16 protein-coding genes are annotated in these 16,600 nt (G+C 70.2%); 11 read left to right on the forward strand and 5 right to left on the reverse strand.

Annotated elements, in window-relative coordinates; all coding sequences use genetic code 11:
- Window positions 1-18: 18 nt before the first annotated feature.
- Window positions 19-408 (reverse strand): MerR family transcriptional regulator, encoded by a 390-nt coding sequence (locus ACFQV6_RS00220; protein ID WP_378025208.1) that lies wholly within the window; start codon window positions 406-408, stop codon window positions 19-21.
- Window positions 409-1,165: 757 nt separating this feature from the next.
- Between ACFQV6_RS00220 and ACFQV6_RS00225 the strand changes: the two genes are divergently transcribed.
- From ACFQV6_RS00225 to ACFQV6_RS00255, 7 genes are all read left to right on the forward strand, one after another.
- Window positions 1,166-2,677 (forward strand): amino acid permease, encoded by a 1,512-nt coding sequence (locus ACFQV6_RS00225; protein WP_378025209.1) that lies wholly within the window; start codon window positions 1,166-1,168, stop codon window positions 2,675-2,677.
- Between the two features lie 13 nt (window positions 2,678-2,690).
- Entirely contained in the window at window positions 2,691-4,037 is a 1,347-nt protein-coding gene (locus ACFQV6_RS00230) for a glutamine synthetase family protein (protein ID WP_378025210.1), read from the forward strand.
- 30 nt (window positions 4,038-4,067) lie between these two features.
- Window positions 4,068-5,423: an aldehyde dehydrogenase family protein gene (locus ACFQV6_RS00235; RefSeq protein ID WP_378025211.1), complete on the forward strand. Its 1,356-nt coding sequence runs from the start codon at window positions 4,068-4,070 to the stop codon at window positions 5,421-5,423.
- Window positions 5,424-6,188 (forward strand): 3-oxoacyl-ACP reductase, encoded by a 765-nt coding sequence (locus ACFQV6_RS00240; protein ID WP_378025212.1) that lies wholly within the window; start codon window positions 5,424-5,426, stop codon window positions 6,186-6,188.
- Window positions 6,189-6,359: 171 nt separating this feature from the next.
- Window positions 6,360-7,043 (forward strand): gamma-glutamyl-gamma-aminobutyrate hydrolase family protein, encoded by a 684-nt coding sequence (locus tag ACFQV6_RS00245; protein WP_378025213.1) that lies wholly within the window; start codon window positions 6,360-6,362, stop codon window positions 7,041-7,043.
- A gap of 21 nt (window positions 7,044-7,064) precedes the next feature.
- Window positions 7,065-7,802 (forward strand): gamma-glutamyl-gamma-aminobutyrate hydrolase family protein, encoded by a 738-nt coding sequence (locus tag ACFQV6_RS00250; protein WP_378025214.1) that lies wholly within the window; start codon window positions 7,065-7,067, stop codon window positions 7,800-7,802.
- A gap of 127 nt (window positions 7,803-7,929) precedes the next feature.
- Entirely contained in the window at window positions 7,930-11,445 is a 3,516-nt protein-coding gene (locus ACFQV6_RS00255) for a SpoIIE family protein phosphatase (RefSeq protein ID WP_378025743.1), read from the forward strand.
- Here ACFQV6_RS00255 and ACFQV6_RS00260 read toward each other — a convergent pair.
- A complete protein-coding gene (locus tag ACFQV6_RS00260; RefSeq protein WP_378025215.1) occupies window positions 11,407-11,721 on the reverse strand; it encodes an STAS domain-containing protein in 315 nt (104 codons plus the stop codon). The genes ACFQV6_RS00255 and ACFQV6_RS00260 overlap by 39 nt on opposite strands.
- A 66-nt stretch (window positions 11,722-11,787) precedes the next feature.
- On the opposite strand from ACFQV6_RS00260, the gene map reads away from it, so the two are divergent.
- Window positions 11,788-12,645, forward strand: a complete 858-nt coding sequence (gene map, locus ACFQV6_RS00265; protein ID WP_378025216.1) for a type I methionyl aminopeptidase — start codon at window positions 11,788-11,790, stop codon at window positions 12,643-12,645.
- A gap of 7 nt (window positions 12,646-12,652) precedes the next feature.
- On the opposite strand, the gene ACFQV6_RS00270 is transcribed toward map, so the two are convergent.
- The 3 genes from ACFQV6_RS00270 to ACFQV6_RS00280 form a co-directional block, all read right to left on the reverse strand.
- Window positions 12,653-13,360, reverse strand: coding sequence for a nucleotidyltransferase domain-containing protein (locus tag ACFQV6_RS00270; protein ID WP_378025217.1), 708 nt, complete (start codon window positions 13,358-13,360; stop codon window positions 12,653-12,655).
- A gap of 63 nt (window positions 13,361-13,423) precedes the next feature.
- Window positions 13,424-13,843 (reverse strand): ferritin-like domain-containing protein, encoded by a 420-nt coding sequence (locus tag ACFQV6_RS00275; RefSeq protein ID WP_378025744.1) that lies wholly within the window; start codon window positions 13,841-13,843, stop codon window positions 13,424-13,426.
- A gap of 28 nt (window positions 13,844-13,871) precedes the next feature.
- Entirely contained in the window at window positions 13,872-14,342 is a 471-nt protein-coding gene (locus ACFQV6_RS00280; RefSeq protein WP_378025745.1) for a hypothetical protein, read from the reverse strand.
- Window positions 14,343-14,546: 204 nt separating this feature from the next.
- Here ACFQV6_RS00280 and rimP point away from each other — a divergent pair, with 204 nt between their 5' ends.
- The 3 genes from rimP to ACFQV6_RS00295 are packed head-to-tail and all read left to right on the forward strand — an operon-like array spanning window position 14,547 to window position 16,589.
- Complete coding sequence (gene rimP, locus ACFQV6_RS00285) at window positions 14,547-15,197, forward strand: ribosome maturation factor RimP (protein WP_378025218.1); 651 nt, start codon at window positions 14,547-14,549, stop codon at window positions 15,195-15,197.
- Window positions 15,194-16,210, forward strand: a complete 1,017-nt coding sequence (gene nusA, locus ACFQV6_RS00290; protein WP_378025219.1) for a transcription termination factor NusA — start codon at window positions 15,194-15,196, stop codon at window positions 16,208-16,210. Before rimP ends, nusA begins: the two co-directional genes overlap by 4 nt.
- Window positions 16,188-16,589 (forward strand): YlxR family protein, encoded by a 402-nt coding sequence (locus ACFQV6_RS00295; protein WP_378025746.1) that lies wholly within the window; start codon window positions 16,188-16,190, stop codon window positions 16,587-16,589. Before nusA ends, ACFQV6_RS00295 begins: the two co-directional genes overlap by 23 nt.
- The last annotated feature ends 11 nt before the right edge of the window (window positions 16,590-16,600 follow it).

The following is a 16,600-nucleotide window of genomic DNA, read 5'->3' on the forward strand; positions in this document are numbered from 1 at the left end:
GGGAGTTGCCAGGCCGGGTCACGGCGCCGAGGGAGTCGTCTCCGAGCGCGGAGTGGAGTAATAGCGCGTGGTGCCCAATTCCCGGCGGGTTTGGGTGGGAATGGTGGCGTCCTCGCCGGGGCCGAGTTTGCCGCCGAGGTCGACGATCCGCCGGTGTGCGGCGGCCAGCCGGTCCTCCAGGGTGACGATGCGGCAGGCCGCGGCGAGCAGGAAGCCCTCGTCGAGCAGTTGCCGGACCCGGGCGGCCAGGTCGAGCTGATGGCGGGAGTAACGGCGGTGACCACCGAGTGAGCGCTCCGGTTCGACCAGGCCCGCCTCGTCGAGGCTGCGCAGGAACGCCGGGGTCACGCCGATCTGCTCGGCGGCCCGGCCCATGGTGAACTCCGGCTGGTCAGCGCTGTTGATCATGATCCCTTCAGGAGCCGTGAAAGTGGAAGGATGACAGCAGAAAAGACGAAAGAGACCAGGACCCCGGCGGGTAACCGGGGCCCTGGCTTTTCAATTCTTGTGCCGGACTCATCCGGCGCATGTGGTCGACAGGCTGCGTGCCGCTAGCAGTCGACCGGAGTGATGGGCATCGGCTGCGATCACCTCATGTCGGTTCGGGGACGTCGTGATTACGCGTTGCTGCGGTATCTCGTCCTCCTTCTCCAACTCAGCGACTATGCCAGTTGCAGTCGGCCAACCCCAGTTACGGTCAGGCTGTAAGCCAGTTGCACCGGATCGGGCCGACAAGGCAAATGTATTCCGGTTCCCGCCCGATTTCTAGACTCGCCGCTGTAGATTTTTTATTCAAAAGTCTGACTGACCTGCGCAAACTCTTGCAACGATCGATGTCTGGGGCGGCCGACAGGCCGGCAAGGCGCAGGCGGCGGGTCGGCTAGGCGCAGGCGGGTGAGGCCCTGGCGGCGGCGCGGAGCGGGCGCTGTGCGCGCTGAGCGCGCCGAAGAGAGAGGTGACCGCGCCCCGCGCCGCCGCGGAAGGGGTCGTCGACGAACCCCCGGGACTCGCGATCCTGCCGAGGAATCGCTGGAACCAGGCTCGCATCGGGCCGCGGGTGCGGCAACGCAATTTACGCTCCTCATTGACGTCCGTAACACAGCGGCGAGATCATCACCGCATCAGTGGCTCAGGTCACAACCCCTTCGGGCAAGGGAGCACGTAGATGACCACAGACGAGGAACGTCTCGCCCAACTCGGTTACAAGCAGGAACTGCACCGCCGGCTCTCCGGCTTCTCCAACTTCGCCGTCTCCTTCTCGATCATCTCCATCCTGGCCGGTGCCATCACGTCGTACGGCATCGCGATGACCGCCGGTGGACCGATGGCCATCACGCTGGGCTGGCTTTTTGTCGGCATCATGGTGACCTTCGTGGCGCTGGCGATGGCCGAGGTCTGCTCGGCCTATCCGACCGCCGGCGCCCTCTACTGGTGGGCCGCGGCGCTGGCCAAACGCAACAAGGCCGCCTGGGCCTGGTTCGTCGGCTGGTTCAACTTCCTCGGTGAGGTCGCGGTGACCGCCGCGATCGACTTCGGCGCCGCGATCACCACGTCGGCGTTCCTCAGCCTCGCCTTCGACATGGAGGTGACGACCGGCCGGACGTTCCTGATCTTCCTGGTCATCATCATCGTGCACGGCCTGCTCAACACGTTCGGCGTGAACCTGGTGCGGTTGCTCTCGGACGTGAGCGCCTGGTGGCACCTGGTCGGCGTCGCGGTGATCGTGGGCGTGCTGGCCGTCATCCCGGACCAGCACAAGCCGATCTCCGAGGTGTTCTTCGAGGTGAAGAACGCCACCGGCTTCGACTTCGCGGGTGCGGGCATCTACGCGGTGCTGATCGGCCTGCTGATGGCGCAGTACACGTACACCGGCTATGACGCCTCCGCGCACGTGGCGGAGGAGACCCACGACGCGGCCCGTGCCGCACCCCGCGGGATCGTGCTCTCCGTCGTGGTCTCGGTGATCGCCGGCTTCGTCCTGCTCTTCGCGATCACCTGGTCGATCCAGGACTACGAGGGTGCCCGGACCAGCGAGCTCGGCCTGCCTCCCGCGCAGATCTTCATCGACGCCGTCGGCCACGACACCGGTACGTTCCTGCTGTTCATCTGCATGGTGGCGCAATGGTTCTGCGGCATGGCCTCGGTCACCGCCAACTCCCGGATGTCGTATGCGTTCGCCCGCGACGACGCCCTGCCCGGCTCGCGGATCTGGAAGAAGGTCAACCCGCGCACCGGTACGCCGACCAACTCGATCTGGCTCTGCGTCAGCCTCTCCACCCTGCTGGTGCTGCCGTCGCTCTGGAACACCACGGCCTACCTGGCGGCCACCTCGATCGCCGTGATCGGCCTCTACATCGCCTACGTCGGACCGGTCCTGCTGCGCCGCCGCGACCCGGACTTCGTGGCCGGCCCGTGGAGCCTGGGCCGTTGGAGCGCTCCGGTCGGATGGATCGCGATCATCTGGGTAGGTGTCATCTGTGTGCTGTTCGTGCTCCCCACGGCCGGCCCGATCACCGCGTCGAACTTCAACTACACGATCGTCGCCGTCGCGGTGGTTCTCGGTGCGGCCACCATCTGGTGGTTCGCCAGCGCACGCAAGTGGTTCACCGGACCGAAGCAGAACCTGATCGAGAAGGCAGCGCACGGCGAGCAGACCATGCCGTCGGGAACCGACTGAGGGGACTGAACCTATGGATCTCGAGGAACTCGACGTAGCCGTCGACAACGGCAGCATCGACACCGTGCTGCTGGCCCTGACCGACATGCAGGGCCGGTTGCAGGGAAAGCGGCTGCACGGGCGGTACTTCATGGACGAGGTGGTGTCCGGCGGGAGCGAGGGCTGCAACTACCTGCTCGCCGTGGACGTCGACATGAACACCGTCGACGGGTACGACATGTCCTCGTGGTCCACCGGGTACGGCGACTTCGTCATGCGGCCGGACTTCTCCACCCTGCGCCGTGTCCCGTGGCAGCCCGGTACAGCGCTGGTCCTCGCCGACCTGTTCGACACGGCGGGGGAGCCGGTGCCGGCCTCACCGCGTCAGATCCTGCGCCGCCAGCTCGACCGGCTGGCGGCGCACGGCCTGACCGCGTTCGCGGGGACCGAGCTGGAATTCGTCCTCTACAAGGACTCGTACGAGCACGCGTTCACCAAGAACTACCGGGACCTGGTCCCGGCAAACCAGTACAACGTGGACTATTCGCTGCTCGGCACCGCCCGGGTGGAGCCGCTGCTGCGCCGCATCCGTAACGACATGTACGGCGCCGGCCTGATCCCGGAGAGCGCGAAGGGCGAGTGCAACTTCGGTCAGCACGAGATCGCCTTCCGGTACGCGGACGCGCTCAGCGCCGCCGACGGTCACGTGATCTACAAGAACGGCGCGAAGGAGATCGCCGCGCAGGAGGGCATGTCGCTCACCTTCATGGCGAAGCCGAACGACCGGGAGGGCAACTCCTGCCACATCCACTTCTCGCTGCGCAACGAGGAAGGCCGGTCGGCGATGCTCGGCGACGGGCCGGCCCATCTGAGCGAGATCGGACAGCGGGTCCTGGCCGGGCTCCTGGCGACGATGCGGGAGTTCAGCCTGCTGTTCGCGCCGAACATCAACTCGTACAAGCGGTACCAGCCGGGGTCGTTCGCACCGACGGCGCTGCGGTGGGGCGTGGACAACCGGACCTGCGCGCTGCGGATCGCCGGGCACGGCGAGGGCATGCGAGTGGAGAACCGGGTGCCGGGCGGGGACGTGAACCCGTACCTGGCGATCTCGGCGCTGGTCGCGGGCGCGCTGCACGGGATCGAGAACGAGTTGTCGCTGGAGGACGAGTTCGCCGGGAACGCGTACGACGACGCGTCGGCGGAGCGGGTGCCGACCACGCTGCGCGACGCCTCCGCGCTGTGGGCGGGCAGCGGCATCGCCGAGGCGGCGTTCGGCGCGGACGTGGTCGCGCACTACGCGAACATGGCCCGGGTGGAGTTGGCGGCCTACGACGCGGCGGTCACCGACTGGGAGTTGCGCAGGGGCTTCGAACGTCTGTGAAATCCGGTACCCGGAGAGGATGATCAAGGCGTGACCGATGTGATCGACCCGGCGACGGGTGAGAGCTTCACGACCGTACCGTCGCTGGATCTGACCGGGACCGACGCGGCGATCGAGCGTGCGCAGCAGGCCTTCGCACGATGGCGCGAGGTCGCGCCCGGAGACCGGGCCCGGCTGCTGCGCCGCTTCGCCGCTGTGGTGGACGAGCACATCGAGGAGCTCGCGCAGCTTGAGGTACGCAACGCGGGCCACACGATCGGCAATGCGCGCTGGGAGGCGGGCAACGTCCGGGACGTGCTCAACTACTACGCCGGTGCACCGGAACGGCTGATCGGCCGGCAGATCCCGGTGCCCGGCGGCATCGACGTGACGTTCCACGAACCGTTGGGCGTGGTCGGGATCATCGTGCCGTGGAACTTCCCGATGCCGATCGCCGGCTGGGGTTTCGCGCCCGCGCTGGCGGCGGGCAACACGGTGGTCCTCAAGCCCGCCGAGCTGACCCCGCTGACCGCGATCCGCCTCGGCGAGCTGGCCCTGGAGGCCGGGCTGCCCGAGCACGTGTTCCAGGTGCTGCCGGGCAAGGGCAGCGTGGTCGGGCAGCGTTTCGTGACCCACCCGGCGGTGCGCAAGGTCTGCTTCACCGGTTCGACCGAGGTCGGCAAATCGATCATGGCGGGCTGCGCCGACCAGGTGAAACGGGTGACGCTGGAGCTGGGTGGCAAGAGTGCCAACGTCGTCTTCGCGGACGCCGACCTGGAGGCCGCCGCGGCTGCCGCGCCGGGCGCGGTCTTCGACAACGCGGGCCAAGACTGCTGCGCGCGGTCGCGGCTGCTGGTTCAGGACACCGTGTACGACAAATTCCTCGCCCTGCTGGAACCGGCCGTCCGGGCGTTCCGGGTCCAGGACCCCGCGGACGAGACGACGGAGATGGGACCGCTGATCTCATCCGGACAGCGGGATGTCGTTTCGTCGTACGTCCAAAGCTCTGACGTCGCGTTCCGCGGCACCGCGCCGCAGGGTGCCGGCTGGTGGTTCCCGCCCACCGTGCTGCTCGCCGGCTCGGAGCGGGACCGGCACTGGCGTGAGGAGATCTTCGGCCCGGTTCTGTCGGTCCTGCCGTTCCGCGACGAGGCCGAGGCCATCCGGCTGGCCAACGACACCGAGTACGGGCTGTCCGGCTCGATCTGGACCCGCGACCTCGGTCGTGCGCTGCGGATGTCGCGCGCGGTGGAGACCGGCGCGCTCAGCGTGAACAGCAACTCCTCGGTGCGGTACTGGACGCCGTTCGGCGGCATGAAGCAGTCCGGGCTGGGCCGTGAGCTGGGGCCGGACGCGCTGCTGTCGTTCACCGACGTGAAGAACGTGTTCCTTTCGATGGGAGAGTAAGTGGAACGTCTACAGGACCGGGTGGCCGTGATCACCGGGGCCGGCAGCGGTATCGGGCTGGCCACCGCCCGGCGGTTCGCCGCCGAGGGCGCCCGGGTGATCGCCGTGGACATCTCCGCCGACGCCGGCAAGGCCGCTGCCGAGGAGACCGGCGGCGAGTTCGTGGCCTGCGACGTCAGCGACGAGGAGCAGGTGAAAGCGCTCTTCGACGGCGTCGCGGAACGGTACGGCAGGGTGGACATCGCGTTCAACAACGCCGGCATCTCCCCGCCCGACGACGACTCGATCCTGGTCACCGGCCTGGACGCCTGGGAGCGCGTTCTCAAGGTCAACACCACGTCGGTCTTCTTCTGCTGCAAGTACGCGATCCCGCACATGCAGCGGCAGGGCAAGGGCTCGATCATCAACACCGCGTCGTTCGTCGCGCTGCTGGGTGCGGCCACCTCGCAGATCGCCTACACCGCCAGCAAGGGCGGCGTGCTGGCGATGACCCGCGAGCTCGGTGTGCAGTTCGCCCGCGAGGGTATCCGGATCAACGCGCTCTGCCCCGGGCCGGTCGCCACCCCGCTGCTGATGGAACTGTTCGCCAAGGACCCGGAGCGGGCCGCCCGCCGGCTGGTGCACGTGCCGATGGGCCGGTTCGCCGACCCCGCGGAGATCGCGGCCGCGGTGGCGTTCCTGGCGAGCGACGACGCGTCGTTCATGACCGCCTCGCAGTTCGTCGTCGACGGCGGTATCACCGGGGCGTACGTAACGCCGCTGTGATGTTTCAACACCCGCTACCGTGGGGAAGGACCTACATACGCCCAGTTCAACTGGGTGTAGGGGTCGAATCCCCGCTCGCACGGGCTCAGATCCCCGTGTAGGTGGGACAGAAGGGACCCGTGACGCGGCGCCGGTTCTCCGGCGCCGCGCGCATGTGACTACGGTGGTGCGATGCGTCCGATCATCGGCATAACGACATACGTCTTGCCCGCGACCTGGGGCGTCTGGCAGGACCTTCCTTCGGCTCTGGTGCCCCACGACTACGTCGAGGCGGTCCGCCTGGCCGGCGGCCGTGCGGTGCTCCTGCCCCCGGACGATTTGGACGCCGACGTCCTCGATCGGGTGGACGGCCTGCTGCTGTCGGGCGGGCCGGATCTCGAGCCCTCGCTGTACCGGCAGGAGAGCGGGGCGTACACCGTCACCGACCCGGAGCGTGACACGGGCGAGCTGGTCCTGCTTCGCGCGGCCCTCGACCGGGACCTGCCGGTCCTCGGTGTCTGCCGCGGCATGCAGCTGCTCACCGTGGCCGCCGGTGGCTCCCTGCACCAGCACCTTCCCGACGTCGTCGGCCATGAGAAGCACCGCCCCGCACCGGGGGTGTACGGCGAACAGTCCGCCGCCTTCACCCCCGGCAGCCGCATCAACGACCTCATGGGCGAGGACGTGACCATCAACTGTTTCCACCATCAGGGTGTCGCCGACGCCGGCTCGCTGACCGTCACCGGCCGGGCCGCGGACGGCCTGCCCGAAGCGGTCGAGGACCCCGGCCGCCGGTTCGTCCTCGGCGTTCAGTGGCACCCGGAAGTGAGCCGGGACCGGAGGCTCTTCGGGGCGCTGGTCGCGGCGGCATCCTGAACGAAGGAGAACCGCGACCGTATGCGCAGACCGCTGATCGGACTCACCTCGTACGCCGAGCACATCCAGTACGGCCGGAACGAGATGATGGCCGGAATGCTCCCGATGACCTACGTGCGGGCCGTGCACGCCACCGGCGGCCGAGCCGTCCTGATTACACCGGACGACCCCGGCACCGACGTCATCGAGTCGCTCGACGGCATCGTCTTCTCCGGCGGGGGTGACATCGATCCGTCGCACTGGGGTGCCGACGCGCACCCGGCCACCGAGGTGGACAAGGCCCGCGACGCCGCCGAGCTGATGCTGATGCGCGCCGCGCTCGAGGCCGACCTGCCGGTCCTCGGCGTCTGCCGGGGCATGCAGGTGATGGCCGTCGCCACCGGCGGCTCCCTGCACCAGCACCTTCCCGACCTGATCGGCCACGAGCGGCACCGGGCCGCGGCCGGCACCGACCCGCTCGCGGCGAACGCCTCCGACTACGGCCGGCACGACGTCTTCGTCGACGAGAGCAGCGGGGCGCACGCCTTCTTCGGCCGCAGCCTCACGGTGAACTCCTTCCACCATCAGGCGGTCGACGATCCGGGTGAATTCCGCCCCGTCGGCTGGTGCCCGGACGACGAGGTCGTCGAGATCATCGAGCATCCCCGGCGGACCTTCGCACTGGGCGTGCAGTGGCATCCGGAGCGCACCACCGACCTGCGATCGTTCGCCGCTCTGGCCGAGGCGGCCGTCCGCGCCCGCACCACGGCCGCGGCCTGACCCCACGTTTCCCGGTGCTACGGTGCCAGCGGGCCGGGTGCTCCGACCGGCCGGCGAGAGATCCGTGGGAGGCGTGGTGAGTGTCCTGCCGAGCCGGCTGCGTGTCGCTTTCGAGCGTGGCGGCGAGATGGGCACGCGGATGTCCACGCTGGACTGGTCCGCCTCACCGCTCGGTGAGCCGGCCACCTGGCCCGCCGAGCTCGCCGACGCGGTGGTCACCATGCTGGCGTCCCGGGCGCAGATCGTCATCTTCTGGGGACCGGAGTACGCGGCGCTCTACAACGACGCGTACATCGCCACCATGGGTGGCAAGCACCCCGCCCACCTGGGCCGGCCCGGCAGTGAGCTGTGGCCGGAAGCCTGGGACGTGCTGCACGGGCTGTTCGGCGGGGTGCTCGCGAACGACGAGTCGTTTCACGCCACCGATCACCGGTTCCTGCTGGAGCGGCACGGGTTCCTCGAAGAGACGTATTTCGACGTCTCCTACGACCCGATCCGGGGTGCGGACGGGCGTCCGGGCGGGGTGCTGTGCATCGTCAGCGACACCACCGGGCGGGTGCTCGGTGAGCGCCGTGTGCGTACGCTCAGCGCCCTCGGCCGACGCCTGGCCGGCGCGCACGACCAGGCCGCCCTTGCCGAGGAGGCCGTCGCGGTGCTCGGTGAGAACGCCGCCGACGTGCCGTACGCCGCGCTGGTCCTGGATCAGCCGGACCACCACCACCCGGTGATCCGCGAGGTGATCCGCAGTGGGCGCCCGGGGCGGATGGTGCTGTCCGAGCTGGTGCCCGAGCCGCCGCCGGCCGCCGGCGAGGCCCTCGTGCTCCCCGTCGGTACCGGCGACGGCACCGTGGGCGCGCTGGTCGCCGGTGTGAGCCGGCTGCTCACCGTGGATGACGGCTACCGGGACTTCCTCGATCTGGCCACGGCGCAGATCTCCCGGGCGGTGGCGAACGCGCGGGCCTACGAGCAGCAACGGGAGCGGGCCGCCGAGCTGGCCGCCCTGGACAAGGCGAAGACCAACTTCTTCTCGAACGTCAGCCACGAGTTCCGTACGCCACTGAGCCTGATCCTCGGACCGCTGGAGGACCTGCTCGGTGATCCGGTGGTGCCCGCCGCGGTGCGTGACCGGCTGCGCCCGGTGCACCGCAACGGCCTGCGCCTGCTCAAGCTGGTCAACACGGTGCTCGACTTCTCCCGGCTGGAGTCCGGCCGGATGCGGGCGGTCTACCGGCCGACCGATCTGGCCGGGATCACCGCCCGGCTGGCCGGCTCGTTCCGCCCGGCCACCGAGCGTGCCGGGCTGGAGCTGACCGTCGACGCCCCGCCGCTCCCCGAACCCGTGCACGTGGATCACGAGCTCTGGGAGAAGATCGTCTTCAACCTGCTCTCCAACGCGGTCAAGTTCACCCGTGCGGGTGGTGTCGAGGTCCGGGTGTCCGCAGCGAGTGACGCCGCGGTGCTCTCCGTCTGCGACACCGGCGTCGGCATCCCCGAGGCCGAGCAGGCGCTGCTCTTCGACCGCTTCCACCGGGTCACCGGTGTCTGGTCACGCGGCCACGGTACCGGTATCGGCCTGGCCCTGGTCCGGGAGATCGCCGAGCTGCACGGCGGGTCGGCCGGTGTCCGCAGCACACCGGGCCAGGGCAGCGAGTTCACGGTCCGGATCCCGTTCGGCACCGCGCACCTGCCGGCTGACCGGGTCGCCGACGGCTCGGTGGCGGGTGAGCCGTCCGAGCCGCGCCTCTGGGTGGACGAGGCCACCTGGTGGGCCGGTGACGGCCCGGCCGCGCCCGAACCGGTCCGGGACAGCTCCGGCGGCCGGATCCTGCTCGCCGACGACGACGCCGACCTGCGGGAACACGTCTCCCGGCTGCTCAGCCCGCACTGGGACGTGGTCGCCGTGGTGGACGGCGAGGAGGCGCTGGAACTGGCCCGGCGTGACCCGTTCGACCTGGTGCTGACCGACGTGATGATGCCCCGGCTGGACGGCTTCGGCCTGATCGCGGCCCTGCGTGCGGACGAGCGGACCAGGGACGTGCCGATCGTGGTGCTCTCCGCTCGCGCCGGTGAGGAGGCCTCGGTCGAGGGACTGTCCGCCGGCGCCGACGATTACCTGGTCAAGCCGTTCTCCACCCGGGAGCTGCTCGCCCGGGTCCGTGCCAACCTGGAGCTCGGCAAGATCCGGCGGGAGATCGTCAGCCGGCTGCGCCGCCTGGTGGACGCGGCGGTGGCGCTCAACACGGTGCCGACGACGGCCGAGGTGCTCGACGTCGCGGCCCGGCACGTGCTGGCCATGACCTCGGCGGGCCGGGTGGTGCTCACCGCGCCGGACGCCCGGGCCGAGCGGGACGGCGGCGCCGACGGTGCCGCCTCGCCCGACCTGGTACTGCCGCTGCCGGACACCGCCGGCCCGCCCCTCGGTGAGCTCCGCGTCTGGTCCGGCGCGGACGGCCCGGCCGAGTCGGCGGTGCTCACCCAGCTGGCCCGGCTGGTCGGGCTGCGGCTGGCGAACGCCCGCCTCTACGAGACCGAGCACCGGATCGCGAGCACCCTGCAGCACAGCCTGCTGCCGCAGTCCCTGCCCCGGGTGCCGGGCGCCATCGTGGCGAGCCGCTACGTTCCCGGCAGCAGTGAGGCCCGGGTCGGCGGCGACTGGTACGACGTGATCGCCGGCCCCGACGGCGAGCTGTTCCTGGTGATCGGCGACGTGGTCGGCAAGGGTGTGCAGGCGGCCGCCGGCATGGGGCAGCTGCGCAACGCGCTGCGGGCCTACGTCCTGGAGGGCTTCGACTGCGGCGGCGCCCTCACCCGGCTGAACCGGCTGGTGGACACACTCGGCCGGCGGCAGTTCGCCACCGTGCTCTGTGTCGCGTTCGACCCGCGGACCCGGCGGCTGCGCTTCTCGTCGGCGGGCCACCCGCCACCGGTCCGGGTCGCACCGGGCAAGCCGGGCACCTTCCTCTACAGCTCCGCCCTGGGCCCGCCGATCGGTGCCCTGGGTGACGTGAACTACCCGACCCGGGAGACCGAGCTGGACGCGGGCAACCGGCTGCTGCTCTACACCGACGGCCTGATCGAGGACCGCCGGTACGGCATCGACAGGGGCCTGGCCGAGCTGACCCAGGACGCCGCCGAACCCACCGAGCACATCGAGGACCTGCTCGACGGGCTGCTGGCGAAGGCCACCCGGCACGCCCGCAGCGACGACATCGCCCTGATCGCCCTCCAGGTGACCGAGCCGCGCGAGTTCGTGCTGCGGCTGCCCGCCGAGCCGGAGAGGCTGACCGTGCTCCGCCGGCGCCTGGAGGACTTCCTGGCCGCACACGGTGTCGCCGACGCGGACGCCTTCGACCTGGTGGTGGCGGTCTCCGAGGCCGCGGCGAACGCCATCGAGCACCCGGTCGCACCGGCCGAGCCGGTGATCACCGTCGACGCGTCGCTCTCCGGCGGCGCGGTGCTGGTGACGGTACGGGACACCGGCCGCTGGCGCCCGGCCACCGACCCGGGGTTCCGGGGCCGCGGCCTGGCCCTGATCGGCGCGCTCACCGAGCTGTCGGTGCACCGCTCGCCGGAGGGAACCGCGGTGACCCTGCGCAGGCCGCTGTCAGCCGGACCTGAGCCAGGGCTGACCGCCCAGCCCTGAGATGTCCAGCACACGCCGGACCCGGCCGGAGGGGAGCACCGTCAGCGTCCCCGGATAGCGCTCGGCGAGCCGGACCAGGGTGTGGATGGCGGCCGAGTCGAAGAACGTCACCGCGCGCAGGTCCAGCGTGGCGGCGGTCGTGCCGTCGGGAGTGGACGTCAGGTAGAGGGCTTCCGCGGTGGCCATGTCGACCTCGCCGGTCACCGTCACGGTGACCCGATCGCCGGAGATCTCCCCGGTCGCCGAGAAGTCTGTCTCCTGACCCTCTTGATCCACGAACACACGATTCCACAGGCCCCCGGGGGCGGCAAGGAACGCGCCCGCCGCGGATAGGCTGTGTGCATGACCGTACGTGCCCCACTCGTGCCGGGAAAGCAGTCGCGTGCGCGATCGGTCCCGGCGCAGATCGTCCGCCCCGAGTATGTGGGTAAGAAGCGCCCGCGCGAATGGCGTGGCTCGCACGTGCAGACCCCCGAGACGATCGAGAAGATGCGGATCGCGGGCCGGATCGCGGCACGGGCCACCCAGCTGGCCGGTGAGCACTGCAAGCCCGGCGTGACCACCGACGAGATCGACCGGGTGGTCCACGAGTTCATCCTCGACCACGGTGCCTACCCGTCGACGCTCGGCTACAAGGGCTTTCCGAAATCCTGCTGCACCTCGCTCAACGAGGTGATCTGCCACGGCATCCCGGACTCCACGGTGATCGAGGACGGCGACATCATCAACGTCGACGTCACGGCGTACCTGGACGGGGTGCACGGCGACACCGATGCCACCTTCTGTGTGGGCGAGGTCAGCGACGAGGCCCGCCTGCTCGTCGAGCGGACTCACGAGGCGATGATGCGCGGCATCCGCGCGGTCGCTCCCGGCCGGCAGATCAACGCGATCGGCCGGGTCATCGAGGCGTACGCGCGCCGCTTCGGGTACGGCGTCGTCCGCGATTTCACCGGCCACGGCATCGGCGAGACGTTCCACTCCGGGCTCTACATCCCGCACTACGACAATCCGCGGCTGGACACCGTGATGGAGCCGGGGATGACGTTCACCATCGAGCCGATGATCACCCTCGGTACGTATGACTACGAGTTGTGGGACGACGGCTGGACGGTCGTCACCAAGGACCGCAAGTGGACCGCGCAGTTCGAGCACACCCTGGTCGTCACCGACGAGGGTTACGAAATTCTCACGCTGCCCTGAGCCGGTTTCAATCGAACAGCGCGCCGAGGGTGCCGTCCACCGGGCGGCCCCTCGCGGCCAGTTCCTCCGCCTGGTATTGCAGGATCGCGCCGATCTCCTGCATGTCGGCCGCCGCCACACCGGTGCGTTTGACCGCGTCCGCCTCGTTGCGGAAATAGGTGCGGGTCAGCAGGCCGGTGACCATCGCCGCGTGCAGCCGCGCCTCCGCCATCAGGATCAGGGCGGCGTCGGTGTCATACCACTGGGCGAGCCGGATGGCGCGGGCGTGCGCGCCGTTGGCGATCGCCCAGTTGTGCCGGGCCAGGTGGCTGAACTCGACCGGGCGAGCCTCGGCCAGCAGGGTCAGGTGCGCCTCGCGCTCGTCGGCGAACCAGCCTTTCGGGTCGTAGAGCGGGTAGTTGGTGATGAACCCGTCGGCGAGCAGCGGCCAGCGCGGGTTGAGCACCCGGGCCAGGCCCATGGCCTCACCCGCATACATCACCTGGAGCTCGACAGGCACCCCGTCGACCTTGCGCCGGGTGGGCTTCGGACCGGTCTTCGGCCGGAACGTCACGACGAACAGATTGACGTCGCTGGCGTCGGAGTCGTCCCCGTGCGCGACCGAACCCCGCACTCCGATGGCCTGCACCTCGGCCGCCCATCGATGCTGGATGACGTCGCGCAGCCGGACCGCGAGCGACCCGCGTGCCGTGGTGGTGTCGATCCCGTCGATCACCCCATCATTCTCGGGTAATCCTGATTGCGGGGAAGCCCCGATCGACAGCGAGAAGTCCTCCGGTCAGACGGCGCGGCCCGGAAAGGCCATGGTCAGCGGTTCGGCACCCGCGATCCGCCGCCATCGTGTAGCGCGAACTGCGGAGTCGGTCAAAGCCGACAATGCGTCGGTACGTTGCGTACCCTCCGTCACCGGCAGCACGACCCGCCACGCCTGGCCGACCCCGTCCTCGATGTGGATCGCCAGCTTCAGGGCGGTGTCCCGGTCGGTGACCTCGAACGGCAGCTGATAGCCGGCCGGTGCCGGTGCGGTGCTCGCCTTCAGCTCGTCGAGCTGGTCGACCAGCTCGTCACGGCGCTCCCGGTGCACCTGTTCGGCGGTCCGGGCGCGGCCCTGCTCGTCTTCGTCCAGGTGCACGCCGACCAACCCGTACGCATAGATGGCCGCCTCCTCGGCGGCGAGCGCGCCGGCCAACTCTTCCATCACGCCGCGAACCTTAGACGCTGGCGCGTCAGCGCAGGGCCTCGGCGTGGGTGGCGCGGCAGGCGGCGATCGATCCGATCAGCGCGGCCCGCTCCCGCGGTGCGGTCTTGCAGGCCTCGACGGCGTTCTTCTGCGCCGCCTGCTCCGCCTTGCGCAGCTCGGCCGTGGTGTCGCCGTCGGTGGCCGACACGGCGGACGACGGCGCCGCGACCCCCGAGGGAGCCGTCGTGCCGATCACCCGGGCCAGCTCGGCGGCGTGCGCCCGATGGTCCTCGGCGAGCGGGGTGAGCCGCGCGGCGAGCGCGGGCTGGGCGGCGATCGCCCGGTCGTACGCCCCGGCGAGCGCGAGCGTCTCCACCAGCAGCGGCTGCAGCGGATCCGGCGCCGGAACGGGCTCCGGTTCGTCGTCGAAGAGCCCGCAACCGCCGAGCGTCGCGGTGCCCAGCACGGTGCCCGCCGTGGCCAGCACTCCGCGGCGTGTGTGTCCCGCTGTCGTCATCACCACCGGGCCAGTCAACACCATCGGTCCGCTGACCTGCCCGAGGGATGGTTTCGGAGCGGCGCCGCTCCGGCCGCTCGGCCGGGGCGTTACGCTCAGCATCAGCCGCGGGGCGCGTTCTGCCCGGCGGCATATAGTCGTTTCCACCGAAGCGGCGTATAAGAAGCGCAATCGCGTTCCCCAGCTAGCGAGAGGTCGAGCCCGATGACGCAGCGTGGTCGCGCCGGGGCCCGGCCCGGCGGCCATCCCGGTGGCCGCCGTAACCGGCCGGAGCCGGAGAACCGTGCACCCGTCGCACCGCGGATCGACCTGACGGCCGCCCGGGCCCGGGTCCGGGCAGTGGTCGAGCCGGTGGTCGAGAAAGCGGGTTACGACCTAGAGGACCTCACGCTCTCCCGGGCCGGTCGCCGGTTCGTGGTGCGGGTCCTCGTCGACACCGACGGTGGCATCAGCCTGGACGACGTGGCAGTCGTCTCCCGGGAGATCTCGGCTGCGCTGGACGCCGCCGAGGAGAGCGGTGGCGAGCTGCTGAGCGGGGAGTACCAGCTGGAGGTCGGCTCGCCCGGCATCGACCGGCCGCTGACCGAGCCACGGCACTGGCGCCGCAACACCGGCCGCCTGGTCGCGGTGAACGGCGTGGTCGGCCGGGTGGTCTCGGCCGGCGACACGGGCGTCGTGCTGGACGTGGACGGCGCGACCCGCGAGCTGGGGTTCGCCGAGCTCGGACCGGGCAAGGTCCAGATCGAGTTCAAGCGGATGGACGACGCCGACTTCGGCGACACCGACGACGAGCACGAAGACGACGAGCACGATGACGAAGACGACGACGAAGACGAAGGGGAGGGCGAGGAGTGAACATCGACCTCGCGGCGCTGCGCGCCCTGGAGCGCGAGCGGGAGATCCCGTTCGAGACCATTCTGGCGGCCATCGAGACCGCGCTGCTGACCGCTTACCGGCACACCGAGGGCGCGGAGAGCCACGCCCGGGTGGAGATCGACCGCAAGACCGGGGTCGCCTCGGTGCTGGCTCAGGAGTTCGACACGGACGGCACCGTGGTGCGGGAGTGGGACGACACCCCGCACGACTTCGGCCGGATCGCGGCGATGACCGCCAAGCAGGTGATCCTGCAGCGCCTCCGCGAGGCCACCGACGAGCAGCACTTCGGTGAGTACGCGGGACGCGACGGCGACCTGATCACCGGTGTCGTGCAGGCGGACGCGGCGCGTGCCGAGAAGGGCATCGTGATCGTCGACCTGGGCAAGCTGGAGGCGGTCCTGCCGCAGTCCGAGCAGGTGCCCGGCGAGTCGTACGAGCACGGGTCCCGGATCCGCTGCATCGTGGTGCACGTGGCCAAGGGCTTCCGCGGCCCGCAGATCACCCTGTCCCGCTCGCACCCGGCCCTGGTGAAGAAGCTCTTCGCCCTGGAGGTGCCGGAGATCGCGGACGGGACGGTGGAGATCGCCGCGATCGCGCGTGAGTCGGGTCACCGTACGAAGATCGCCGTGCGCTCCACGGTCCCCGGCGTGAACGCCAAGGGCGCCTGCATCGGCCCGATGGGTCAGCGGGTCCGCGCGGTGATGAGCGAACTGCACGGCGAGAAGATCGACATCATCGACTGGTCGGACGATCCCGCCCAGTTCGTCGGCAACGCGCTCTCACCGGCCAAGGCACTGCGTGTCGAGGTGGTGGACGCCACCACCCGTACGGCGCGAGTGACCGTGCCGGACTTCCAACTTTCCCTCGCGATCGGCCGGGAGGGGCAAAACGCCAGGTTGGCGGCTCGGCTGACCGGCTGGCGTATCGATATCCGTCCGGACAACGAGCCGGCCGCAGTCTCGGACCGTGATGCGGCCGAGGCGGGGAACTGACCGGATACGCGTCCGGCCCGATCGAGGGGTAGACTTGCCCTCGGTCGGCCCGACGCGAACCTGCGTCGGTTGCCGCAACCGCGCGCCGGCCGCTTCATTGCTGCGGTTCGTCGCGGCCGGATCCGGGGGAAACCTCCGGCTTCTGCCCGATCCGGGCCGACGACTGCCGGGCCGGGGAGCACATCTGCATCCCGATCCGGCTTGCTTGGCACAGGCAGAGAGACGTCGCGCCTTCGGGCGTGCTCTGCGTCTCACTGGTGTTGCTGACACTGGCCTGTTAGCCGAGCACCTTCGTACGGTCTTCGTGCCGTGCGGACTCACCGATGACGAGGCGTCCGGCGCTTCGTCACGACCCAGCAAGGTAGGACGACTCAGATGAGCACACGATGA

Source organism: Actinoplanes sp. GCM10030250 (assembly GCF_042666575.1).
Classification (GTDB): domain Bacteria; phylum Actinomycetota; class Actinomycetes; order Mycobacteriales; family Micromonosporaceae; genus Actinoplanes.